21 protein-coding genes and 1 tRNA gene are annotated in these 23,542 nt (G+C 40.0%); 6 read left to right on the top strand and 16 right to left on the bottom strand.

Features of this window, described 5'->3' with window-relative positions:
- Positions 1 to 196 precede the first annotated feature (196 nt).
- Positions 197 to 270, top strand: a tRNA-Pro gene (locus J4N24_RS10250).
- 209 nt (positions 271 to 479) lie between these two features.
- Here the strand turns inward: J4N24_RS10250 and J4N24_RS10245 are convergent.
- From J4N24_RS10245 to J4N24_RS10175, 15 genes are all read right to left on the bottom strand, one after another.
- The gene (locus J4N24_RS10245) at positions 480 to 1,478 is read right to left on the bottom strand and encodes an energy transducer TonB (protein ID WP_207533595.1); all 999 of its coding nucleotides are present in this window, start codon (positions 1,476 to 1,478) and stop codon (positions 480 to 482) included.
- A 167-nt stretch (positions 1,479 to 1,645) separates the two neighbouring features.
- Entirely contained in the window at positions 1,646 to 1,954 is a 309-nt protein-coding gene (locus J4N24_RS10240) for a DUF5712 family protein (RefSeq protein WP_207533594.1), read from the bottom strand.
- A gap of 158 nt (positions 1,955 to 2,112) precedes the next feature.
- A complete protein-coding gene (locus J4N24_RS10235; RefSeq protein WP_207533593.1) occupies positions 2,113 to 3,168 on the bottom strand; it encodes an MAC/perforin domain-containing protein in 1,056 nt (351 codons plus the stop codon).
- A 112-nt stretch (positions 3,169 to 3,280) separates the two neighbouring features.
- The gene (locus J4N24_RS10230) at positions 3,281 to 3,883 is read right to left on the bottom strand and encodes an HD domain-containing protein (RefSeq protein WP_207533592.1); all 603 of its coding nucleotides are present in this window, start codon (positions 3,881 to 3,883) and stop codon (positions 3,281 to 3,283) included.
- Between the two features lie 171 nt (positions 3,884 to 4,054).
- Positions 4,055 to 4,351: a YciI family protein gene (locus J4N24_RS10225; protein ID WP_207533591.1), complete on the bottom strand. Its 297-nt coding sequence runs from the start codon at positions 4,349 to 4,351 to the stop codon at positions 4,055 to 4,057.
- Positions 4,352 to 4,358: 7 nt separating this feature from the next.
- Positions 4,359 to 4,724 (bottom strand): VOC family protein, encoded by a 366-nt coding sequence (locus J4N24_RS10220; protein WP_207533590.1) that lies wholly within the window; start codon positions 4,722 to 4,724, stop codon positions 4,359 to 4,361.
- 72 nt (positions 4,725 to 4,796) lie between these two features.
- Positions 4,797 to 5,618, bottom strand: coding sequence for a DUF6597 domain-containing transcriptional factor (locus J4N24_RS10215; protein WP_207533589.1), 822 nt, complete (start codon positions 5,616 to 5,618; stop codon positions 4,797 to 4,799).
- Positions 5,619 to 5,755: 137 nt separating this feature from the next.
- A complete protein-coding gene (locus J4N24_RS10210; RefSeq protein ID WP_207533588.1) occupies positions 5,756 to 7,210 on the bottom strand; it encodes a S41 family peptidase in 1,455 nt (484 codons plus the stop codon).
- Between the two features lie 209 nt (positions 7,211 to 7,419).
- A complete protein-coding gene (locus tag J4N24_RS10205; protein ID WP_207533587.1) occupies positions 7,420 to 8,568 on the bottom strand; it encodes a glycoside hydrolase family 76 protein in 1,149 nt (382 codons plus the stop codon).
- 72 nt (positions 8,569 to 8,640) lie between these two features.
- The gene (locus tag J4N24_RS10200) at positions 8,641 to 9,735 is read right to left on the bottom strand and encodes a SusE domain-containing protein (protein WP_207533586.1); all 1,095 of its coding nucleotides are present in this window, start codon (positions 9,733 to 9,735) and stop codon (positions 8,641 to 8,643) included.
- Between the two features lie 65 nt (positions 9,736 to 9,800).
- The gene (locus tag J4N24_RS10195) at positions 9,801 to 11,435 is read right to left on the bottom strand and encodes a RagB/SusD family nutrient uptake outer membrane protein (RefSeq protein WP_207533585.1); all 1,635 of its coding nucleotides are present in this window, start codon (positions 11,433 to 11,435) and stop codon (positions 9,801 to 9,803) included.
- 10 nt (positions 11,436 to 11,445) lie between these two features.
- Complete coding sequence (locus J4N24_RS10190; RefSeq protein ID WP_207533584.1) at positions 11,446 to 14,742, bottom strand: TonB-dependent receptor; 3,297 nt, start codon at positions 14,740 to 14,742, stop codon at positions 11,446 to 11,448.
- Between the two features lie 182 nt (positions 14,743 to 14,924).
- Positions 14,925 to 16,067, bottom strand: coding sequence for a FecR family protein (locus J4N24_RS10185; RefSeq protein ID WP_207533583.1), 1,143 nt, complete (start codon positions 16,065 to 16,067; stop codon positions 14,925 to 14,927).
- Between the two features lie 77 nt (positions 16,068 to 16,144).
- Complete coding sequence (locus J4N24_RS10180) at positions 16,145 to 16,720, bottom strand: RNA polymerase sigma factor (RefSeq protein WP_207533582.1); 576 nt, start codon at positions 16,718 to 16,720, stop codon at positions 16,145 to 16,147.
- A 150-nt stretch (positions 16,721 to 16,870) separates the two neighbouring features.
- Complete coding sequence (locus J4N24_RS10175; protein WP_207533581.1) at positions 16,871 to 17,632, bottom strand: response regulator transcription factor; 762 nt, start codon at positions 17,630 to 17,632, stop codon at positions 16,871 to 16,873.
- Positions 17,633 to 17,739: 107 nt separating this feature from the next.
- Between J4N24_RS10175 and J4N24_RS10170 the strand changes: the two genes are divergently transcribed.
- The 4 genes from J4N24_RS10170 (at position 17,740) to J4N24_RS10155 (ending at position 22,234) form a co-directional block, all read left to right on the top strand.
- On the top strand, positions 17,740 to 18,387 hold the full coding sequence (locus J4N24_RS10170; RefSeq protein WP_207533580.1) for a DUF1349 domain-containing protein: 648 nt from the start codon (positions 17,740 to 17,742) through the stop codon (positions 18,385 to 18,387).
- Between the two features lie 238 nt (positions 18,388 to 18,625).
- Positions 18,626 to 19,552 (top strand): hypothetical protein, encoded by a 927-nt coding sequence (locus J4N24_RS10165; RefSeq protein ID WP_207533579.1) that lies wholly within the window; start codon positions 18,626 to 18,628, stop codon positions 19,550 to 19,552.
- A gap of 73 nt (positions 19,553 to 19,625) precedes the next feature.
- Positions 19,626 to 20,234, top strand: a complete 609-nt coding sequence (locus tag J4N24_RS10160) for a hypothetical protein (RefSeq protein ID WP_207533578.1) — start codon at positions 19,626 to 19,628, stop codon at positions 20,232 to 20,234.
- Between the two features lie 149 nt (positions 20,235 to 20,383).
- Positions 20,384 to 22,234, top strand: coding sequence for an ATP-binding protein (locus J4N24_RS10155; RefSeq protein ID WP_207533577.1), 1,851 nt, complete (start codon positions 20,384 to 20,386; stop codon positions 22,232 to 22,234).
- A 29-nt stretch (positions 22,235 to 22,263) separates the two neighbouring features.
- On the opposite strand, the gene J4N24_RS10150 is transcribed toward J4N24_RS10155, so the two are convergent.
- The gene (locus J4N24_RS10150) at positions 22,264 to 22,644 is read right to left on the bottom strand and encodes a winged helix-turn-helix transcriptional regulator (RefSeq protein ID WP_207533576.1); all 381 of its coding nucleotides are present in this window, start codon (positions 22,642 to 22,644) and stop codon (positions 22,264 to 22,266) included.
- A 94-nt stretch (positions 22,645 to 22,738) separates the two neighbouring features.
- Between J4N24_RS10150 and J4N24_RS10145 the strand changes: the two genes are divergently transcribed.
- On the top strand, positions 22,739 to 23,479 hold the full coding sequence (locus J4N24_RS10145) for an SDR family NAD(P)-dependent oxidoreductase (protein ID WP_207533575.1): 741 nt from the start codon (positions 22,739 to 22,741) through the stop codon (positions 23,477 to 23,479).
- Positions 23,480 to 23,542 lie beyond the last annotated feature (63 nt).

The following is a 23,542-nucleotide window of genomic DNA, read 5'->3' as shown; positions in this document are numbered from 1 at the left end:
CGTTGAAAATAAAATGGACAACAGAGAAACCGCTATTGCTAATTGAACTCTAACACTCATGACTACTTTAAAATTGTGTTTATACTAAGACGAAGATCCTGAAGGAATTGTAACAGTTCACAGCCTTTTTTTTCCAGATTTTCTAAAGTAGCTTGGGATTTATTCCTATTGCTTTATATATTTGAACTCTAGTCCTCGGGATGTAGCGTAGCCCGGTATCGCGCCAGCATGGGGTGCTGGAGGTCGTCGGTTCAAATCCGGCCATCCCGACTTTTTTGATAGCAAAATACACTAAGAGCCCTTAAATCTATGATTTAGGGGCTTTTTTAATGCTTTTTTGAGTCATTTATCCATCCAAAACAAACTCTAGGTGAAACAGCACTAGCTTCAAATAATGGGGACACTATAGGGACACAAATACATATTATCCGCATAGTTTGCGGATAATAACAGTCATAATCTCCGCATTACATGAAGACCTACTTGCACCATTTTTGTAATAATTCCTTGCCTGTACTATCTCCCAGCTGCTGAATCAAATTCAAATCCTTACAAGCACCTTCCTTGTTACCCAACTCATACTTACATAAAGCACGCTTATAAAGCATTTCAATACTAGTAGGTAACTTTTCAAGACCCTTGTCAAAAAAATAAAGCGCAGCCGTAAAATCATTTTCTTTCATAGCCTTGCTACCCTTCATACTATAATCCATAACAGGTAACATTGTATTTGAAGAAAAATAGTGATACTCCTGCTTCATTTGAACTGCTACCGCTTTTCCATTTAACATTGCAGGCTGCCAATTATCTTTAGTCTTATTGAAATTCTTGATGATCTTTTTATCAAAAGCCGGGTTAAAGCTCTCAATAATCTTTAAACTATCTGCCCGGCCATCTTTTCCTACAATGTAGGTAGCAAAAAAATAAAGATTTTCAGAAGGCTGTGAAGGCACCCCCTCTTTTAATACATCAAAATAATCTCCACTTCCATTATAATATGGGTAGAGCTTGTCATTGGCAATATAAACAGTATCAACACCGGCAACTGCAAGAATATTATCGGAGGACGGAACAAAGGACTTCTGGTAAGAGGACTCAGGAACAAAAAACAGGCGAATACAATCCTCGCCTTGGAAATCCACACTGCCTTTTTGCAATAAGACAAACTCAGCTTCAGTAGCCTTTTCCACTATAAACTCATTCACTACAAATCCAGCATCAGAATTCATCTTAAAATGATTGTCAGAAAATTGATAAGCAAACGAAGTTCCTTTACTCTGATAGGATGTTGAAACATTAACCCTACCCTTCTTGGCAAAATTATACCTGATATAATTATATTTAAGTGGATTTGACTCTTCTAATTCAGCATTATCCCGATACACTGCATTAACTTTTATCCATGAACCACTCCACTGGGCATTTGAAGACTGAAATTGTACGATAAAGCAAATAAGAAATAACAAGATCTTGTGCATAAGGCTTCTAACAATGAACAACAATATTCAATATTACTAATTTTCAGAACCATCTCACAAGTTCAGCGACTGATGTTCGGTTAGAAAACAAGAAAGGAGCCGGGAAATACCCCTAGCTCCAGTGTCAAATTTTATAAAATGATTTTTCTTTTTTTAGCCAGTCTAAGCTACCTTGTCGGTCCCTTAAATCTTTTCCTTCTCCTTTTCATGTCCTCATCTTCCGAAAAATTACTGCCGAATCCACCAAAAAGAGATTCCAAGGCATCTTCAAGATAGCCTCGGATTTTCAAAGGAGCCGCAGTTTCCTCCACTTCTTGTTCCACGACAGGACTAATTTGCTCTTGCTGAACTTGAAGTCGCTCGTTCAGGTCTCCATTCTTCATTGCATTTTTGTAGCTAAAAGATTCTTCAAGACCTCCGTCGAAATTAAACTGAAGGTCGAACAATCGTTCTCCGCCCAACTTTTTTGATAGCAAAATACACTGCGAGCTTTTAAATCTATGATTTAGGGCTTTTTTTAATACCTTGAGTTATTTACCTCTTCAAAAATTTCCGGGAAAAACTATTAAAGATACAGCATCCATAAGTTCTGAAACTAAAACTGGTAGAGATAAGATGACTGCTAAAAGATTCTTTATCTTATTAGGATCCCAGCATTTGCCGAAAGATATTCTTCAAAGTAGGCTTTCACTTCTTTCTGTTTAACGGGATCAGAAATAAAATTATAAATCGGCTGAACGTTCTGAATGTTTACCAGCTCCGCCTGTTCGTTTTTGAAAAATTTAATCCATTCTCCATGGTCGACAGTAGTGATTTTGGTTACAGGATCAACAGTTACCTTAATTAAGGATGGATCACCCCCACTAGCCTTAAAACTTATTTTTTGAGCATAATTTCCCGGCGCCGATTTGCTGTCCAAATAATCAAGATAGCCTGAAAAAGAACCAAACGTCTTAGCAAGAGCAATTGTAAGTCCCTGCTGAGCAGCTTTTTCCCAATCAGGATTGGTTGTTTCTGACTGGTACATTACTGTAAATTTAGAGCCTATATTTATCCGCGTCAATACATGTGTTCCATACTTCCTGATTATCTCTGAGGGGGTCTTAGTTTTAATATCGGATTCAAAGCTTGGCATCAGGATAGAATCTAGGGAACCATAATTAAACGACAAAAATCCTATCGTCCTTTTTTCACAGGATCTACCATAAATATATTTGCTCGTGAAAGGATTATCTTGGTAAATGTAAGTATTGATTTCACCCTTAAAATACTTCTTACGCTCCTGCTCTTTCATATTGAAAAATCTACCATCCATCACATCCATCGAAATTTGCCTCGCAAGCTCCTCAACATTGTTTGTCGTCATTATATTAGTTTCAGTAGAAGTATGCTTCCCTATCACCACCCTTGTAGGTTGAAGCCTATGTAATTTCTCTATATCCACAACGGATCCACGGACAGCGGAAGAATCGCTATATTCTCCCGTCACATCATAGCCATAGCCGAGAAAATGAAATTCGCCCCGACGGGGAGCGATCTTTTTCTCTGATGTCAGGTTTTTAACTGCAATTGAATCATCAGTTAATGCAGGTTCTCCTGATGTTATTTCTTCTGTTTGAATTTCTTCTTTTTGACAGCAAACAAATGCGATGCATAGAATAAAGCTTAGGTAAAATAGTACGGACCTCATAGTTTAGATTTTTCGGCACTAAATTACGAATTGTTATTAAAAGCTCAGTTTCAATTATACTTTGTAGCAGGCACCCAATCCAAAGAAATTTAAGTCTTCAAAATAGTAGAGGCTAACCTATGCCCTTATCATCCAACAACCCATTCTCCCTGCTCTTAAAAAGAAGCTTCTTAGTAAACTCCCAAACCTTCTCCGAGCCCTTGCCGATAATACTCTTTTTATCTATGACTGTTTGATAATCTACATTAAACTCCTTCCAGGTTCCTCCACCGTTCGAAATATTTTGCAGGATAGGCTCCAGATTGTCTACCGCTCGTGCAAACAGAGCTTCTGGTGTTTCTGCAGCCTCAAACTCTTTCCAGATAGCTATAAACTCTAAAGCTTGATCTTCCGGAAGCAGACCGAAGATTCTTTCCGCTGCTTTCTCCTCTGCAGCTGCATTATCTTGTCTTACTAGAGAATCAAAGAAAAATACGTCTCCTGCGTCAATTTCCACAATATCATGTAAAAGTAGCATCTTCAGCACTTTCAAAATGTCCACTTTTTCATTCGAATATTCCGCTAACACCAGCGCCATCATTGCCAAATGCCAGCTATGCTCAGCATCGTTCTCGTGACGATCGCTATTAAATAATCTTGTCTTCCTGAAAATATATTTGATCTTATCAATCTCATGAATGAAAGACATTTGTTGTAAAAGACGGTCAAACTGCATAATGGTCTTTCTTTGCTTTGAAAGTTCCAATACTAGTAAAATAACTTGTAGAGGAAAGAATAAAAGAATAGGTTTATAACTATATAACAGGAGACAGGCAAGCCCCAAAAAAGGAATGGCCTAAGTAGGAGCCAGGCCATTCAATTAAACTTAGCAGAAGTAATATTGAAACTATTGCCTTACTAATCCTGCCATCATAGGAATAACTTCCTTACCGCAAATACCGGAGCTCACAGCAGGATCCTTGGCTACCAGCTCCTCTGCTTCCTCATCAGATTCAACTTCCAGGATACCTAAACCAAATACTCCTTCAGGGTCAAGTACCGGGCCGTAGATCAAAATTTTTCGTTCTAAAAACAAGCCATTCCAATAAGCTATATGTTCGTCCATTACTGCTTTTTCTTCCTCATTCATATCCAAGTGAAAAGTTGGACGAGGCGCGATTAATTTATACATGAAATATTTCATAGTCGTATTAATTATGCTGTAAACCAATTTTGTTTCCTTCAGTATCGCTAAACATACCAACATATCCTGCCTGCTCACCTAAGTAAGCCTTCTCCATTATCACTTCTCCTCCTGCGTCTTTCACTTTATTCAGAATAATATTTAAATCCTCTCCCCCATTAAGGTAAATGATCACACCGTTAGGGGAAGGCTCATGATATTCGCTTTTCACTAAGGCGCCAGTATTCCTCTGGTCCTCAGAAGGGAACACTCCGTATTGAGCTCCATCCATTTCAAATGAGCTAATCTCTATCTCCAAGATCGATGAGTAAAATTTTACTGCTCTATCAAAGTTACTTACCGGGATCTCAATCCAGTTTACTAGATTCTTCATATGCTTTTCGTTTTGATTTACATCTCAAAGGTAGTGGTACCCCAAAAGCAAAAATTGTAAAAATCGGAAGTGCTAGCCTTTGTAGAAAAACCTGTCGTAGTCATTGCTCTTCTGCAAAAGCTGCTTCGGAGCAAAACCAGTGAAGCGTTTAATATCCTTGATAAAGTGTGACTGATCGTAATAGTAATGATAAAACTCGCGTTCAAAAAAGAAAGCTTCCCGGTTAGAGTTTACCGCTTGATAATATTGTTGGAAACGAATTATACTACTCAGATTCTTCGCACTGGTACCAATGTTATCATTAAACTTAGCATTGAGCCAGCGGGAGCTGTAACCTGTCGAATGTTCCAGGTCAGAAATGAGGGTCCGGCCTTTATCCTGGATAAGTCGTTGTACGCAGTACTCATATACAGTATCAGGCTCATTAAATATGAACGTTCGTAACAAAAAATCCTGGATCAGCTTTAGTCTCTCCTCAACCGTTTTCGTTTGCTCTAAACGATCTTCCAATTGTCGACATTCCTTCCCCAGCACATCCTCTAGTAAATAAATGGTATTTTTTATTTCAGAAAAACGGAGATTAAAAAAACGATAAGCGCCAAGAGGACTAAACTCAACTGTAATATTTCCTGACGGTTCGTCCTCCCCAATATCCACCACAGACGGCAAGTCGCTAAAGCCTATTAATGTCACCTTCCCTTCCTTTGAAAAGAACGTACTTCCGTTAAAATCTGCCGTAATGGAGTTCTTAAAGGGAAACACAAGCTTTACACAAGCATTGGGAACAATGAGCTTTAGATCATTAATAGGAAGCTTGCCTTCACATTCAAGTACAAAGATCCGTTCGATAAAGCTTTGCAGCGAGGGGTAGGGTTGTATTTGCTGGAATTTCATTAGTATGGCCAAATATTGAGTTCCGAGCGAGTTCTTGTTTCAGATGCTAACTTACCGAATTTAGACCAATACAACAGACAAAGAATTTCTCATATATAGTTTTCAAAGCGAGAACTGGGGAGATAATGCTTTCTATCCTACTTCCCCCTAAGCTCTTCAACAACCCGCGTCAATTCCGGATCCACTCCTTTTAAGCGGTCCTGAAGAGTTGGCTTAACCTCAATATCCGGAAATACGCCCCGGCCTTCCTTCCCGGTAGCATAGTAAGGCTCAACAGCAGCCAGGCCGAAACGAAGACTAAGTTTAGAATAAGGCAAAGTAAATACAGGTAAAAAACCAGCAACACAACCGTTTTCGGATCCACCTGTTTCTGTACCTACAAAAAACGCTCTTCCACTTCCTTTTAAATTAGCAGCAAGAAGACTTGCGGCGGAGAATGTTCCTCCATTTATTAATACGTAAACTTTTCCTGCAAAATGTTTGGTCTTTGGCCGGAGGCTTTTGGAAGAACCTTCTGAATAAGAGTACAGCCTTTCCCCTTCCTTCTTTAAAGTCAGGCTGGGTGGAATTGCTGCAATAGTTGCAGCTGCAGAGATTAAAGGTTTGACAAAAGGCGACTTCACTTTGCTCATAAACCTATAGTTCTTTAACAAGCTCGCTTTTGATGTCAGCTCCAGTCTCTTATTAAATCTAACGCTACTATCCATCAGGTATGAGTACAGTTCTCCCGCATCTTTAGCATAACCACCCGGATTATCCCGCAGATCAATAATTAAAGCTTTCGTTCGTGGGCTGCTAATAAACTCAAAACTCTTTCTGTAGAAAGACTTATAGGCGTCTTTACGGAAATTACTTATTCTCAATACTGCAATACTACTGTCCCCCTTATAAAACTTAAGTGTCTTCGCTTTCGAGCGGGATGTCAATAGGTTTTGGTCCTTATCCCCTTTTGGCTTGCTGACGCTACTCTTCTTTTTGGGTATAGCACCTATTAAAGATTTAGGGGTATTCAAGCTGCGACCTTCCTTGTCCAAACTATAATTCCATGTGGAATCCTTAAACCTCAACTTAAAGTCAATGGAAGCCTTTTCCTTCTGTTCTTTCAGATAATAATATAATATAGTAGTGAATTTTTTAGGCAGAAACGTTTCATTATAGCCATCTCTTGAAATCCCGCTATAGTATTTCCTGAATATCTCCTTTGGACCAGCTCCATTAATACTTACAATTTCTGTCCCTGCTTCCACTTCCGGAGTTTGCCTACTGTCTTTAAGGATGTAAAAGCGTTCGTTAATAAACTCTGCCTTAAAGGGAAACCAGGGGCGGTAGCCTAGCTGCCTTATACTCTCTTCCTCCTTTTTCTCTATGACATAAGGAATAGACAAAGTAGCATGCCCCTGCCTAACAGCTGCAACTACTGGGCTCAGCTTTAAATAAAAATCATTAGCAGGTAAAGGCTTTGTAATACTTGCTTTAACGCTGTCGAATTTATTATCAAGCGCTTCTTTATTAATGTACCGATATAGCTGTGGGTGATATTTATTGAGTTTGGTATGAACAAGTTCTACCTCAGATCTCAATTGCTGAGGCATACGATCTTTATAAAACTGCTCGTTTGATTGTTGAACAGATTTACAAGCAACAAAAAGGCTTGCAGAGAGAAATATAAGGGTAGCTCGTATCAATGTCGACTCTAGTCCTGCTAAGATATAGCATAGACCTGTTTATCCAAGGATTAACTCAATGAAAAAAGGACACAGTTGCCCGTGCCCTTTACCGAAACTAACCAACCTTATCCAGGTTAAATCTTTTCTTGCTTTTTAAGCGTTGCAGCAGCTTCGAGCAACATCAAACCGCTTAACTGAGTCGAGAGATCTACACTAGTCCCAGGCATGGCACTCCAATTAGGACTAACGAGCATTCCCGGCCGGGAAATAGCTTTTGTATAGAAAGTTTCTGCATTGTATTTAAGGAATTTAATATAATTGGTGCGGTCACTCTCTTTAACAGCGGGCTCGAGGGCCAACAGCGTAAGATACCGTACTAAAATTCCTTTAAATAATCCTCCGTCGCCCTGGTTTTCGTTCTTCAATAATCCTCCGGGAGAGACATTGGCATCAGCTAATATATTATTCGCTGTCTTTACAGCATCCACAAGGTACATGTTATTCCCGGTATTCTTGTAAAGCTCTAAACCTGCACCGACAAAAACCCCTTGATTGTACGTATAGACATTTTTATCTATAGCTCCATCGTTCTTAGAATTGATCCCATCCCATACTTGCCCTGAATTTGGATCCACCAGCGTATTTTTTAGCCAAGTATACAGCGCTTGAGCAGTTTGCAAATCCTCTGCTCGTTTCTGAGTTTCATACAACCTACAAGCCAAAATGATTGCAGGTGCATTAGCTGGAGTATTTTTATAGTTTAATTGGCTTTTTCGCCATGCTACCCCTCCACCTTGTTGTGCATTTATGCCTGTTTTTATATCTGTCCATAGAAGATTAGCGACATTTAGATACTCATTATCTCCGGTCGCTTTATAGGCCCTTAAAGAAGACAAGCCTAACCATTCCATATCATCGTAGTAATCATTGATATACGTACCCCCATTGGTTTCTCTAAGACCGTTAAGTAAAAACTTCATCTTAGTCTTGAAGGCGTCATCGTTTGTCCTCATATAGCCATCTACGAAAACATCCAACACATGAGCATTCCACCAATAGTTGAAGCCATTATTGCCCGTATTATTTTGCTTGAAGTACTTTGTATTGGCCGAAAGATAGGTGTTATAAGTACTTTCCTGAAGCGAATCGGCTGTCTTCTCCCAGGTGTAATTAATCTTTACTATTTTACCATCATACAAGGGGCTCCCTTCTTCGATGGAGCAAGAGCTTAAGTAACTAACTGCTGTAACGGCAACTAATAAAATAAGAGATTTAATTTTCATTTGCTTAGTATTTTAATTGCAATACCTACAACTGCACAAAGCTTAAAAGCCAGGTGCAGTTATAGAGAAAGCCTATTTAACCGTAACTGAATGGGTGTAAGCGGTAGAACTGAATGTTACTTTGACATCTGCATTCTTGTTATCAACATCCCCGCTAAATTTGAATGAGTTATTCCAACGATCGTTACTAACCGGGACCATGAACCAGTAGGCAGCTTCAGTAGAGGCTGTTGGTCTCTGGTTATCACCTTTAGTACTACCAAACCATTCTTCGCTGGTTGCCCCGGCGGCATTTTTAATAATAAACCTAAATTTATAGCGCTCATCCCTGCCCCAGGTCTCTTGTTTAAAGACAATTGGAGCATTTTTTATTTCCCAACTACTTCCAGATGTGTATGGTAAGTCAAACCAAATGCGGTTATCTGGCGCAAACCAAAGACCTACGGAAACAACTTCTGAAATTTCGGTCGTTGCATTATTAAAATTAACACGAATACGATAAGTTTTTTTAGCAGTGGTAACGGCTGTAGTCCCATTTTCAACAAGTTTGCCACTGGTATTTATTGAATAAGAATTAGGAGTACCGCTATTTCTTTCAGTTATACGATAATTTCCATTACTTAATGAAGTATATAGCTCAAACACTCCGTCACTAACCTTTCTAAATGCACTAGCCTTAGTAAGGTCATCACCTCCTTCGGTAGCAGTTCCGGTTAAATAAGCGCTTGCTGGAGCCGGAAAGCCTTCTGGGCGCTCAAGGTTAAGCTCCCTTGATACTGCAGATCTCTTTACATTAATTCCTTTTGATGCCCATACAGTCCATTTAACTTTACCTGCGGACGATGGTGAAATACCAGCAGCCGAAGCAACTTTTGTTAAATCTGCATAGGACATGGAGAGATTTCTTTGCAACCCTTTTCCATCTGCTGGTAATGAATATAATGGTTTAGAAAAATCACCCTCCGGCTTATCAAACAATACCTCATATAGCACTACTCCATTATCTTCAGCTTGTGCTTGTTCCCATTCAAATACCACGGTTCCATTCCCTCCAAGAAAAACATTATTTCCATTAGCGGGTCCGTAAAGATTAGTTACTTCTGAAACGTTAGTATGACTAAGGCTGTCATCTTTTTTACAACCATAGAACAATATAATGATTGCCATTACGGCAACACATATGTTATTAAAGCTCTTTTTCATATAAAATTCGTTATAATTTCAGTTAAATATTACCAATTGGGGTTTTGCGAAAGGTTAGGATTCAGGTTCCGCTCCTCTCTCGGAACTGGCCACAAATAGTGCTTACTCTTATCAAAAGATCTAAGGTTTACACGGATATAACCATTGTCCTCGTTTGCAGGACCAAACTTTGCACCATGGGCCCAACCATTCAAAACAGTTTCTGCAATCCTCCACCTTCTAATGTCAAAAATTCTTAACCCTTCCAAAGCGAGCTCTGTCCTTCTCTCATTCCTGATAATTTCCCGGAATTGCTCTTGTGTAGCAGCAGAATTGTAGTTTAGAGCCGCAGCGTCGGTAAAGCCAGCTCTCACACGTAACGGTTTGATCGTTTTGTTCCAGGTTGCTTCATCTAACTTTGCCAGTTCATTTTTTGCCTCAGCATACATCAACAACACGTCTGCGTAGCGAATCAAAATCAGATTGAGACCAGAAGCAAAGCCTGCCGCGTGGGTAGGATCATAATACTTTCTGATATAATACCCTGTAGGAGTCTTAGAACTCCCGGGGGCATATTCGTCTGGCTTGTTGTCTTTATCAGGGTCAGTTCCAGGCCTTATATATATCGTCTTAGCATTACCACTCGCCTCCTTCCATTGATAACCATGGTAAACTACGGTATAGGTTAATCTCGGATCCCTGTTTATATAAGGGTTGTTCTCATCGTACCCAGAACCGCTTTCTCCGATTTTCTTACCATTTAAGGTGAGGTAACTATCAACAAGCTCTTGAGTAGGAGCCATTACATTTACCCGAGCGCCAGTAGATAGAGGAGCAAGGTCAAAGAAGTTTGACCAGGTACGAAGCAATGGAACATATTGCATATCAAGGATTACCTCGTTATTGTTCTCATTCTGCGGCAGAAACAGACCTTCATATGAGTTGAAAAGGCCATAAGTTCCATTAGAAGTATTATCCATCAGCAAAGAGCATGCGTTTACAACCTCCTGCCAGTTTCCTTCATAAAGCATTACTCTTGCCTTAAGTGCTATTGCGGCACCCTTTGTGATTCGTCCCTTATCTTTCGTTCCGTATTCAGTATTTACAGGGAGACTTCCTGTAACTTCATTTAGTTCAGCTACGATAAAAGACAATACTTCCTCTCTAGGGCTTCGACTTATATTTTGAGCATCTACTATAGAAAGGTCCTTTTTTATTAGAGGAACATCGCCAAACCAGGTCATTAATCTGAAGTACTGGAAAGCTCTTAAAAAGCGCGCCTCTGCTTTCATTCGTGTACGCAGCGCCTCGTCCATATTAGGTACCCTATCTACATTATCCAGAAACACATTGCAAGTCTTTATTCCCCTATAGCAATCATTCCATTCATTTCGTAATCTAGGCAATGAAGGATCATACGCGCCTGATGCAAGTGAAGTAGATCCAGCCTGATCACCTCTTCCGCTATAAGCATTATCAGACATGGCTTCATTATAAAAGAAATAATCACTGCTAAACATTTGGGAATAGGCAGTATTTAGCATACCATTTGCCTGATCAGTAGTTTTCCAATAAGTAAGATCAGTATACACATTTTCAGGGGTGAGATCTAAATCTTTGCACCCTATAAATAAAAAGGCAAGTAATGCAACAAAGCCTGTTCTATTGATAATTGACTTATTCATGTACAATAAGTTAAAAAGTAACATCTAAACCTAAACCATAATACACCATTGTAGGATAAGCCCTTCCGCTGTTTGCGCCAGCATTATTCAAGTTGCTATCAAACTCAGTCAATTCAGGATCCACAAACTTCAGCTTTGATAGGGTAAGCAGGTTCTGTCCTGACATATATATCCTAAGCTTCTGCATTGCTAATTTTTTAGAAATTGACTGTGGCAAAGTATATCCTAGCTGCACATTCTTTAATCTTGCATATGCAGCATTAAAAAGATACAGGTCGGAGCCTCTTCTAAAGTTATTCTCGTTTGATTGACTTCCATTACTTGCCAATCTCGGGAACCTTGCATTAGGATTTTGAGGTGTCCAATAATCTAATTGGTGCTGATACATTGTCATACCATAATTAAAATGATAAGGTTCGATCAGTTCGCCTCTTAGCATCATAGTCCTTTTTCCAACCCCCTGTACAAAGAAATTCAGGTCGAAACCTTTGAAGCCTACATTATACATCAGCCCGTAGGTAAAACGAGGAAAAGGATTTCCAAAAACATGATAATCATTGTTATCGATAACACCATCACCGTTAACATCCACATAGCGGTTATCTCCAGGCTGAACATTAAGTCCAGCCGGTTTAGGCCCACTATTTACTTCATCTATATTTTGGAAATAACCATCTCTCTTTAATCCTACATAAGATCGATAAGGATATCCTTCCTTAAGCAACACTTGCAATTCTTCTACCCCTGTAAGTCTCTCATTTCCGGCAAAATAGAGAACTTTGTTTTGTGCATCTCCGAGGTTAAAGGAGATATTATGCCGGAACTGTTTACCCGATTTTCTATAAGAAAGGGACGCTTCCCATCCATAGCTTTTCACTTCTCCCGCATTAAAGTCAGGGAGACTGGTTCCAAAAACACCAGGCACGGCGGGAGGAACTAAAATATCTCTTGTGATCTTATTGAAATAGTCGAAAGAGAAGGTCAACGCATTTCTAAAAAAGCTAAAGTCTGAACCTATATTTAATGTAGCAGCTCTTTCCCACTTTAGATCAGGGTTCGAGAAATTGAATCCAGTACCAGCAACAGCCTCATTACCAAAACCATAAATATTACCAATGGAGAAGAAAGTGGTTTGGTACTGATAATTTCCAACGTTTTGATTACCGACAATTCCGTAAGAAGCCCGTAATTTCAGATCACCTACTTTATTACGATAATTCTCCATGAAACTTTCCTGAGTTAAGCGATAGCCCCCAGAGAAAGCCGGGAAGAATCCCCATCGATTTCCTTTTCTAAATTTAGAAGAGCCATCGTACCGGAAATTAAATTCCCCATAATACTTATTCTTATAAGAATAGGCTGTTCTGCCGAAAAACGAATTCAGGCTATTTTCACCAGCACTTCCATTTGAATTGTAAGAGTTCTCAGAGATAATTGTTCCGGTAACAGGAGTACCCAATTCAGGGTCTGTGAATCTCCTGTAAATAGCAGAACCCCGTTCCTCATGATTCTCATTTGATATACCCAGAAGTATATCAACATCATGATTTTTCTTGATAGTCCTGTTAAACTGAGCCAGGAACTGGGCATTCAAATCCTGTATTTTACGACTTTCATCGTTTGTATTCCTATCCCCTCCCGAAACACCTCCAGGATAATAATTAACCTGCATTGTTCTTGCAAACTGGCTATTCGACTTCAAACTCCCGCCAAAAACGCCTCTTAATTTTAAATATTTAGTAAGTGCAAATTCTGCATTTAAGGTTCCAAATAAGTTATCGTCGTTATATCTTCTAAAGCCCCCTTTTTCTAATACGCCAAGAGGGTTAAATTCCCCTAGAACGTCATTCGTAAGATAACGGCCCTGGTCATCTTTCATCTCGTAATATAGAGGCACCCTCGCCGCATCGACCATCAGCGTACCTGTGGATGAGGAATGGTCTTTAACGAGACTTTTTGTAAAAGCAAGTTGCGATATCAATTTCAGCCTCCCGTACTCATTACTCATGTTGATGCGATAGTTATAGCGCTTCAACCCTTTGTCCGGACCTATAAAGTTACTCTGCTGATTAGTATATCCTACCGATACGAGATACGAAGAGTTTTGACTGCCGCCTGTAAGACTAAGATTATGGTTCTGTTGAAGAGCATTTTCAAGGATTGTATTAACAAACCACTCCTTATCGCCCTGGTTCTGAAAATTCCTTATCTGTTCGGGGCTATAGACCGCCGATCCCAGTCCTGCATTGGCTGCAGCCTCATTCCTGAGTATGGCATTCTCATAGCCACTTACCGGCTTGAAAAACATTTTAGGATCATTAACCCCTGTTAATCCGGTATAGGCAAGGGCCGTCCGGCTGTTTTTCTTACCCATTTTTGTGCTGATCAGAATAACGCCGTTTGATGCCCGGGAACCGTAAATTGCTGCGCTACCTGCATCTTTCAATATAGACACAGTTTCTATATCTGCCGGATTAAGCAAATTAATATCCCCACCAACAATACCATCAATTACAACAAGTGGAGAGTTATTACCTAAAGTGCTTATACCACGGATATTAATGTTCACCCCCGCACCCGGTTCCGAGTTCCGTTGTTGAACAACAAGATTCGCTGATACTCCCTGCAAGGCTTGAGTTGTATTAACAGATGGCCTTCCTGCTATAGCAGAGGCAGAGATCTGATCAACAGCACTAACTACACTTGTTCTGCGTTGAGTGCCATAACCTACTACCACTACTTCAGATAGTGCCTTTTGCTCAGGGACAAGCTTAATATTAAGCGAGCTTTGCCCATTGATGGCAACCTCCTGGCTTTGGTAACCGATAAAACTAAAAACAAGCACACCATTTTCAGGGGCATTTATTGAAAAACGCCCATCAACGGCGGTAGTAGCACCACCTGATCCCCCTTTTAGTTTTACGCTTACTCCTGGCAAAGGTGCTCCTTCTTCGTCAACAACCCTACCCGTCACCGCAATATCCCGGGTCGGCTTGAAGCTGATGATTGTTTGAGCCTTGCGTTGAACTACTATTGTCTTTTCAGCAATAACATACGTTAAGGGCTGATTTTTGAAGCACTTATCAAGAACATCTTGAATTGAAGCATTTTTTACGGAGATACTAACGGGCCTGCTTTCCTGCAACATGTCAAGGTCGTAGAAGAAATTATAGTCAGCTTGTCTTTTAATCTCCTTAAAAACCTTTTCAATACTTGCATTCTTTTCATTTAAATTGAGCTTTTGAGCAAAGCTCCCGGCTGTCGCCTGTAAAAATGCTGCTAAGGTGAGAACAATGGTTAGTTTCATAACTAGCAGAAATTTATAAGAAATACAGTTCCTGTAACTGTATTTGAATCCAGTACAAAATTTATACATTTGAATGAAGTTTAATTATAAGGTATTGGGAGCCAATATCTTGATTAGTCTAATACCAGGAGCGGGCCTAATCGCCCTGGTACTTTTTAATACATTCCTGATTGTCAGCTTTTTTACGGCATAACAATGATCCTCCTTTCTTGAATTTTGAAATGAATTACCTCGGTTAGTTCGATTATTTTAAGCACATCGTTGATGTCATCAAATCGAGATACAGTGCCACCAAAATGCTTTTGAGCAATGTCACCTTTAATATCAATATCAACGTCATACCATCTGGAAAGCTTTCTCATGATGCTACCAAGACTCTCATTGTCGAATACAAAAAGACCGTTCTTCCAGGCGACCGATTGGGAAGGATCGACCTCATGAAGAGTTATGCCTCCACTCACTCTCGCTTCTGTTCCTGGAGTTAATAGTTCGCTTCTATTGCCCGAAGTTACTTTTACAGACCCTTCAAGCAGGGTAGTGTTCGTACTTCTCTCGTCTTCATAACCCATAATATTAAAGTGGGTGCCAAGAACCTCTACAGTGCTTTTATTAACATCCACTAAAAATGGCTTAGCTTTATTTTTAGCAACTTCGAAGTACGCTTCGCCTTTAAGGCTCACCTTTCGTTGCTTACCGTTAAAATGAGTTGGAAATACTAATGACGAAGCTGCGTTTAACCAAACTTTTGTGCCATCCGGGAGCTCAATTTGAAATTGCCCACCTCTGGGAGTACTAATAGTATTATAACTTACTTTTGCTGACTGACTTTCTTTCGCTTCCGGTAGTACAGAATAAATGACCTGCCCATCCTGGTTCTTTCTGATAGAAATATTTCCGAGCTCTGCAATAATGCCCTGCTTGGCGTCGTCCAAAAGGATCTCCCGTCCATCAGATAGCTTTAAGGTGGCCTTATTACTTCCTGGAACAATTTTTTCAGTTACAGCTATCTGTTCTGTTGCAGACCCCGGTTTATGGTAAAGGTATAAGCCTACACTAATGAATATAACTGCAACCGCAGCCGCAACAGGGATAAGATAAGTGGATAATGAACGAATCCGTGGGCCTTCAATCTTCTCGCGCTCAACTATATTCTGAAACATCCTTTGCTCTAAAGCAGTGGGAGTCTCATCAGAAAGCTCGAGATAGGAGTCGTCAAACTCGTTATACCAATCCTCAAATTCCCGCTTTTCGTCTTCGGATATTGTTCCCTCCTGCCACTTTTTGGCAAGCTCCTGAAGGTACCTTTCTTTTTCCTGACCGGTCATTTATTGGCTGTTTATATAAGTAGCCGACCGGGAAAGATAAATCCCTTAGTGCAAGATCATTTTTTTTTAATAATTTTTTAGAGCATCGAAATAAGTAACACAAGGCTTGCTCCCAAGGCTCCACGCAAAGTCTTCCTGGCCTTTGCCAGATGGGCCTCAACTGTTTTTTCAGAAATATTTAATTCATGGGATATTTGATTCTGGCTATAGCCTTTCTCGTATCTAAGCCTAAATACGATCTGACATTTTTCAGGCAGCGAAAGAATGGTTTCCTGAAGTTGCTTTTCGAGCTCGTTAAGCTCTATAATCTGGACTGTTGAGTTATCATTTTCAGAGAAACTATATATAGCTTCTCTCTCGTAACTAACCTGCCTTGCCTTTTTGGCAAGGAGGTCTATCACCGTGAACTTCACAGCAACTGCAAAATAATTACTGAAAGCTTTAGTTAGTGTAAATGAATGCCTTTTCCTCCAAAGGTTGCAAAAGATATCTTGTACAACTTCCTCCGCTTCCTCAGAATTTTTTAAGCGATTTCGTGCAACAACATAGAGTTTATTCCAATAGCGGATATAGATCTCTCTGAATGCATCCTTATCACCTTCAGACAGCAATCCCGCCAGTTCCAAATCTGTTAATTGACTGTAAAGTTGCATCAGGATAAATTGGTTAGTATTACAACTATAACAAATATAATTAAAATAGGATTAAAAAGAAGAGCTAAAACGTTTTATAACAAAATTATTCCTAATTACTCATTTTTTATAAGCACGATATTAGCAAAGTGCGAGATGGGAATTTAGCCATTAAAATAAACCAGCTCCGTCTGCAACCCTGCAAGCCTCTAGCGCATTGGTCACATTCAACTTATGAAATATATTTTGTCGGTGACGATTAACGGTATGAAGACTTAGCGATAGCTTTTCTGCGATTTCTTTGCTTCTTCTCCCCAACTTTATTAATTGTAAAACCTCCTTCTCACGCAAGGAAAGGATTTCACTAAAGCTTGGTTCTCCAGGATCCACAATAGTACCGGTCCGCGTATTTAATATTACGCCCTTCGGTATTTCAAAACCAGGATGATCATACACCCTATTATATAAACAGAGGGCTAACCATGCACTTCCTTCTTCGGAACTACTAAGATATAGCAGCCGATGTTCGAGCAAAACATGTTTCCCTTCTTTATTACGCACCCTGAGCTTAGTCACTACCCTGTAATCGGGTCGTTCTGTAACATCAATAGTGTTCAACAACTGAAAGAATTGAAACTCCAGTCTGTATTTCTTCTGAAGATCTTCCGCATGAACACGGCTCAGTAATTCATCTTCCCAGATAGAATTGATTTCAGTCTTCCTTTTCAGAAGGCCTAACTGATCAGCTACCCCGCCATAATAAATATAGCTTTTTCGGGCTTTCATATCGCTCAACACACTGATGCAGTTTTCAAGCCTAGCGTAGAGCTCAGCAATAAGCTTAGCATTTGTCACCTGAGCTTCGAGTTCTCCGGAGACTTTAAATGACTGAGACAGCAGTTTGCTATCAAGAAATTTTCGAACGTTTTCCATTTTGGAAGTGGCTATAAATAACCATTGACCAGGCGCAAAATGCAGGATAAATTGCGAACAAACAAACATTGAAACATTTCAAGTTTGTAATTGGAAACAAAAAATTGATGAAACAACTTCTTTTCACATTAGCCCTGCTTCTTAGCCTTAACGAGATGAAAGCACAAAGCCTTGAAAAAATGCACTGGTTCAATGAACCAGAACGATGGGAAATAAAAAATAACAGTCTGATCATGCAGGTAACACCTAAAAGTGATTACTGGCGAATTTCGCATTATGGGTTTACAGTCGATGATGCACCTTTCTATTATGGTAATTACGGAGGCGAATTTGAGGCTAAGGTTAAACTTACAGGTGCTTACAAGGCTCGGTTTGATCAAATGGGACTAATGGTGCGTATAGACCATAAACATTACATTAAAACGGGTGTGGAGTTTGTAGACGGGAAGTTTAACATAAGTACTGTGGTAACACATGACAAAAGCGACTGGAGTGTAACACCATTAGATCGTGTACCTCCTTTCATCTGGATTAAAGTAGTTCGGAGATTAGACGCCGTGGAGATTTTTTATTCCATTGATGACAAGAATTATGTTATGACACGTAATGCACCTTTGCAAGACAATACACCGGTAATGGTAGGCCTAATGGCTGCATCGCCCGATGGAAACGGTTTCGAGGCAAAGTTTGACAACTTTTCTGTGAAGCATCTTCCAGATCAAAGACGACTGGAATGGCTTAAAAACCACCAGTAGCAGATCAAGGAGAACCTTTACGAGCAAAGCAGATCTTTTTTCAGTCCATAGTGAGTCTATAATGAGTCCGTAGTGAGTGCATAAATTCGTTAAAAAGTATAGACTTACTATGGATTTATTGCAGTATCATTATGAGCTGAAAAAAGACTCTTCACCGAAAGTTCTTCAAAAAATGTTTCCCGTCATTTTCTACTTAAACCAAGGCTGTTAACTTCCATCCCAATTAACCAAACCTGCTATGGGAACTTTTAAGAAAAACAAACTCAAAGGGAAGATTGGCAAAGTCGTCAGTAGAGAATTTTTAGGTATCGAGGTTGTGCAAGCCGCACCCGGTTCCTATGAAAACACTGTTTCTTCTCATATTAGCGCTCTGGAAAAAGGGATCGCCAGCACATCGGGTAAAATTATACGCGAACTATTTCTTCCCTTGAATTGCAAATTTGATACAAGGATGTATACTCGCTTCGCTGGAAGTCTTAGAAAATGTATCCATGAAAGTAAGAGTGCTACGGCTGGCAGAAGAGACCTCCACGATGGAGACCTCTCATATTTGATAGGTTTCCAACTTAACAAATTTTCTATCCTAAGCGAGGTAATGAGCGTTAGGCCAAAGGCTGAGCTACTTCCAGATAGCCGTATCAAAGTTAATATCGACAAGGTATTACGGGAGAAGGATATAAAGAACCTTCCTCCATATACTGACCCCATCATTAGATTTTTATGCTTCGCCGTTAACTTCCGGCACGAGAGAATGCGTTTCTTAAACTGTAAGGATTTTACTTTTGGCATTGGTGGTATACTAGAAGCACAGGAGTTCTTTATAGATATTGAGGTTCCTGATGGCACACTCTTATTCGTAACCTGTTCTCTTCACGTAACAAAAAACCTAGGTATTACAGGATATGAGACCGCTAATACGAAAAATTTTAGTCCAGCAGAGATAATTGGTGCATGGAATTTTGCTGATGGAAAATCCGACCATCGAGATTTCAATTTCAGCAATGCTGAGATAGATAACGAGCATTACCGTTGGGAAGAAATTTTAGGATATGAGGGAAAGAGACTTCTGGAAAAAGCAGCAGAAATACTTGAAAAGTCAGGACAGGAGAGTAACAGGAAGGTGAAAAAGCCGAAGGAGAAGAACCCCTTTCCATTCACTCGGTAAGCATTACGAGAACCCAAATCAGAATGATTTATTATCTGTGTAGCAGAAACCTCTCTGCTTCCGTAAAGACCATATGTTTAAATTGTTTCGCTTAGCTGCATTTGTAACCTTAATAGGACTTTTTAATGCTCATTGTAAAAAAGAAAATGAAACTGCGTTAGAAAAGCAAAAGGGCATCCACTATAAAGAAATTAACAGTACACTTAATTTCAATCAGACATCTGGTCTTAAATTAGATATCAATGAGGATGGGGCGTATGACTTTGAAATATATAAGGATAAGTATAAAACGGATATGGATAGCCTAAAAGGCTTCTTCGTAAAGAACCTTGCTGACCATAAGATGATAGAAATTAAGCTGACCCATAATCCTCTTTTTGACTGTATGAATCTCATGTCTTACTTAGGAGAAGAAGTTATTTCAGGATCATTAACGGAAGAATACTCCTGGGATTCGAAAAATGGATTACTTGCACTACGTCATGAGCCTAACCCTACTTTTATTGCCCGTTGGAGTGATGGCACGGCCAAAATAATGGCCGTTCGTTTATCGATTAGCGGGAAGACTCATTACGGTTGGATTAAGCTTCGGTATAGCAGAGAAAATAACAGTATTACGGTGGTGAGCTACGGTTACAACCGGGCAGTTGAAGGACCTATAAAGGCAGGACAGCAGCAATAAGATAAAAACCGTCATCTTTCACAAAAATTTCACCTACAGAAGCAACAGGGTTAGCGCTAAACGAATATCTTTGTTTAAGCCACAGAAACAAAAAGGGGACATTCTTTACCAGCGAGCTGGAGACTGGATGGCGGGACGCTTGTTGCACAATGAATACAAAACAAATTTATGACCGTACCGTTCAGGTAGGGTTGGTAACAGAACTCAGTTGTGCTGTTATCCTTGCTTTCAATATCATCCAGGGTTTATATATATCCGCAGCTATTCTTGCCGGTTTTATGTTTTTTGGAGGCATCTTACTCTTTGCAATTAAAGAAGGAAAGGTAAAATACACCAAGTTTCTTATTGTAGTGCTAGTAAACTTACACCTCCTGCTTTCCAGCTTTGCAGAAGGGCTCAAAATTGGTGGCTATGTATTCTTTCTACCACTTCTTTTTTCTATCCCATTTTTTGTAGAGAATAAGAAAAACTTTAACAAAGAAATACTGGGGCTCTCACTAATAACTGTTATATGTTTTTGTTCCTGTGTATTTCTTGGTCCCGAATACAGTTCATGGCAGAACATCTCGGCAGAACAGTACACTTCTAACTTTTATCTCAATACTATTACCGCTGTAGTATTGAGCAGTGTTATCTCATACTTAAGTGTCAGATCTGAGAGGAAGTTTAATGCTATCCTCAGAAGTGAAAAGAACTCCGCGGAAGTTCTTTACAAAGAATTGAAGCTCAAATCAGATGAACTTGAGAAAAAATCTGCAGAGCTAAAGCTCCACACAGAGAACCTCCAAAAGCTGAATATTGAGTTGGAGCAGGAACGAAAAAAGGCTGATGATGCAAATAAAGCCAAAAGTGAGTTTCTGGCAACCATGAGCCATGAGATCCGGACGCCAATGAACGGGATTATAGGGATGACGTCACTACTTGCTGAAAGCCCCTTGAACAAAGAACAGCAAGAATATGTAGGCACAGTAGCGAATAGTGGTCAGGCACTCCTTGCTATCATCAATGACATCCTCGACTTTTCCAAGATTGAATCAGGGAATCTTGAGCTGGAATCTATCGAGTTTAAACTCCGTAACACGATCGAAGATATCATCGACCTATTTGCTTTTACAGCTGAAGAAAAAGGGCTGGAATTGTTATATGTAATAGCTCCCGGCACTCCTCAATCTGTTATTGGAGACAGCCTTCGTTTAAGACAAGTACTATTAAATCTTCTAAGTAACTCGCTTAAGTTCACAAGAAAGGGGAAAGTTATTCTTTCCGTTGGATCTGTTAAGAACAGTAATGATGAAAATGAACTTACGTTCGAAGTTAAGGATACAGGTATTGGCATCCCGGAAAGCAAACGGCATAAGCTTTTCAACGCTTTCTCACAGGTCGACTCCTCTACCACCCGCCAATACGGTGGCACAGGTTTGGGCCTGGTGATCTGTCAGCGCTTAGTACAAATGATGGGAGGGCAGATTACTGTTGAAAGTGAAGAAGGTGTTGGATCAACATTTAAGTTTAGTATAAAAGCCCCTATTGGAAGCTTGCCAAGTACAGGAGAAGTGCAGGCTGCTATAGACAAGCGAGATCGGCAAAAGGAACACACCTTATCAGAGGAGATCGCCCTGCAGTATCCTTTAAATATACTGCTTGTTGAAGATAATTTGGTTAACCAAAAACTAGCTCTGCGAGTTTTAAATAAACTAGGTTATAACCCTGATCTGGCCAATAATGGACGAGAGGCGCTTGAGTTGGTCAGTTCAAAACAATACGACGTTATTTTGATGGATATCTTGATGCCCGAAATAGACGGCATAGAAACAACAAAACGTATTAGAGAATTCGATTTTAAACAACCCCATATTATCGCAATGACTGCTAATGCCTTCCCGGAAGATAAAGAGGCTTGTTTTTCGGCAGGAATGAATGATTACGTTACTAAACCGTTTAACCTTCAAACGCTTGTTCTCGCCTTGCAAGCAGCGTTTGAAGTCTTATCAGAGGTCTAAAATTCTTGGCGAGATTTACTGGCCCACTTTCAGCAAGCCGAGGGCTGTTCCCGTAGGCTGTCATTTTCCGGTCTATTGGCATTGCCCCAATCAGAAAGGGCGTGAAGTAACGGCTCCAGACTTCGGCCTAAGGCACTTAAACGATATTCTACTTTTGGGGGCACTTGAGGAAATACCTCTCTTTCAATTAAACCATCTTTCTCCAACTCCCTTAGTTGAAGTACCAGCACCCGTTCTGTTATCAGTGGTAATACGTTCCGCAACTCGCTATATCGCATGGCACCAGTAAGTAAACGGTAGAGAATTGCTGGTTTCCAACGGCCACCAATTACGTTCAAAGTATAAGCCATCCCACAACTATTATTAATAAGTATCTCATTTTCAAGATTCTTAGAACTTTCCTTTCTCATGCTTACATTTATGTTAGTACCTGATAAAATTGTACGTACAGGCAAATGTAGTGTCCTCAAATTAGCTTTGCAAGCAAACAAAAAAGATAGTTTTATGAACACATTAGAAAACAAAACAGCATTCGTAACCGGCGGCAGCCGGGGGATTGGAGCAGCAATCGTTAGAGCGCTTGCAGAAGATGGGGCATCAGTCACATTCACTTACTCCAATAGTGCAGAACAGGCAGAAGCCTTGATTGCCAATCTTGAATCAAAAGGATATAGGGTTAAAGCAGTGCAAGCAGACAATAGACAAAGGGGTGCAATAACTGCAGCCATAGAAGAATTGGTCTCATCTGAAGGTGGCCTTGATATCCTTGTAAATTCTGCAGGAACCTTTATTGTTAAACCTTTCGAGGAACACACATGGGAGGATTACGATCGGATTATGGCGGTGAATGTTGAAGCTATCGTTGAGGCTTGCATGGCGGCTTCAAAACTAATGTCCACGTCAGGCAGAATTATAAGTATTGGAAGTAGCATGGCTAAGAGAGTTTCTGCACCCATGAGTACCTTATACAGCATGAGTAAATCTGCCTTGGTAGGCCTTACAAAAGGCCTTGCCCGCGACTTAGGTACTAAGGGAATAACCGTTAATCTGGTACAACCAGGATCGGTAAACACAGAAATGAATCCTGAAACTTCGCCCTTTGCTGATTTCCAGAGAAGCTTGATGGCTATTCCTCAATTTGGCAAACCTGAACATATTGCTTCAATGGTCTCCTACCTGGCCTCTCCTCAGTCGTCATATACTACAGGTTCCATCATTGATATTGATGGAGGCTACCACGCTTAGGTTGCAAACTTGCATTTTTACGCCAGCTTGTGGCTGGCGTACATTTTCTACCTAATATTATGG

The organism is Desertivirga arenae, from assembly GCF_017355785.1.
GTDB lineage: Bacteria > Bacteroidota > Bacteroidia > Sphingobacteriales > Sphingobacteriaceae > Desertivirga > Desertivirga arenae.
The sequence above is the reverse complement of the archived record's forward strand: the minus strand, read 5'-3'. Positions and strand labels throughout refer to the sequence as shown.

Coding starts and splice junctions, on each gene's coding strand:
- J4N24_RS10245 (WP_207533595.1), bottom strand. CDS start 1,478: ATGCACAAGATCTTGTTATTTCTTATTTGCTTTATCGTACAATTTCAG.
- J4N24_RS10235 (WP_207533593.1), bottom strand. CDS start 3,168: ATGAGGTCCGTACTATTTTACCTAAGCTTTATTCTATGCATCGCATTT.
- J4N24_RS10230 (WP_207533592.1), bottom strand. CDS start 3,883: ATGCAGTTTGACCGTCTTTTACAACAAATGTCTTTCATTCATGAGATT.
- J4N24_RS10225 (WP_207533591.1), bottom strand. CDS start 4,351: ATGAAATATTTCATGTATAAATTAATCGCGCCTCGTCCAACTTTTCAC.
- J4N24_RS10220 (WP_207533590.1), bottom strand. CDS start 4,724: ATGAAGAATCTAGTAAACTGGATTGAGATCCCGGTAAGTAACTTTGAT.
- J4N24_RS10215 (WP_207533589.1), bottom strand. CDS start 5,618: ATGAAATTCCAGCAAATACAACCCTACCCCTCGCTGCAAAGCTTTATC.
- J4N24_RS10210 (WP_207533588.1), bottom strand. CDS start 7,210: ATGCCTCAGCAATTGAGATCTGAGGTAGAACTTGTTCATACCAAACTC.
- J4N24_RS10205 (WP_207533587.1), bottom strand. CDS start 8,568: ATGAAAATTAAATCTCTTATTTTATTAGTTGCCGTTACAGCAGTTAGT.
- J4N24_RS10200 (WP_207533586.1), bottom strand. CDS start 9,735: ATGGCAATCATTATATTGTTCTATGGTTGTAAAAAAGATGACAGCCTT.
- J4N24_RS10195 (WP_207533585.1), bottom strand. CDS start 11,435: ATGAATAAGTCAATTATCAATAGAACAGGCTTTGTTGCATTACTTGCC.
- J4N24_RS10190 (WP_207533584.1), bottom strand. CDS start 14,742: ATGAAACTAACCATTGTTCTCACCTTAGCAGCATTTTTACAGGCGACA.
- J4N24_RS10185 (WP_207533583.1), bottom strand. CDS start 16,067: ATGACCGGTCAGGAAAAAGAAAGGTACCTTCAGGAGCTTGCCAAAAAG.
- J4N24_RS10180 (WP_207533582.1), bottom strand. CDS start 16,720: ATGCAACTTTACAGTCAATTAACAGATTTGGAACTGGCGGGATTGCTG.
- J4N24_RS10175 (WP_207533581.1), bottom strand. CDS start 17,632: ATGGAAAACGTTCGAAAATTTCTTGATAGCAAACTGCTGTCTCAGTCA.
- J4N24_RS10170 (WP_207533580.1), top strand. CDS start 17,740: ATGAAACAACTTCTTTTCACATTAGCCCTGCTTCTTAGCCTTAACGAG.
- J4N24_RS10165 (WP_207533579.1), top strand. CDS start 18,626: ATGGGAACTTTTAAGAAAAACAAACTCAAAGGGAAGATTGGCAAAGTC.
- J4N24_RS10160 (WP_207533578.1), top strand. CDS start 19,626: ATGTTTAAATTGTTTCGCTTAGCTGCATTTGTAACCTTAATAGGACTT.
- J4N24_RS10155 (WP_207533577.1), top strand. CDS start 20,384: ATGAATACAAAACAAATTTATGACCGTACCGTTCAGGTAGGGTTGGTA.
- J4N24_RS10150 (WP_207533576.1), bottom strand. CDS start 22,644: ATGAGAAAGGAAAGTTCTAAGAATCTTGAAAATGAGATACTTATTAAT.
- J4N24_RS10145 (WP_207533575.1), top strand. CDS start 22,739: ATGAACACATTAGAAAACAAAACAGCATTCGTAACCGGCGGCAGCCGG.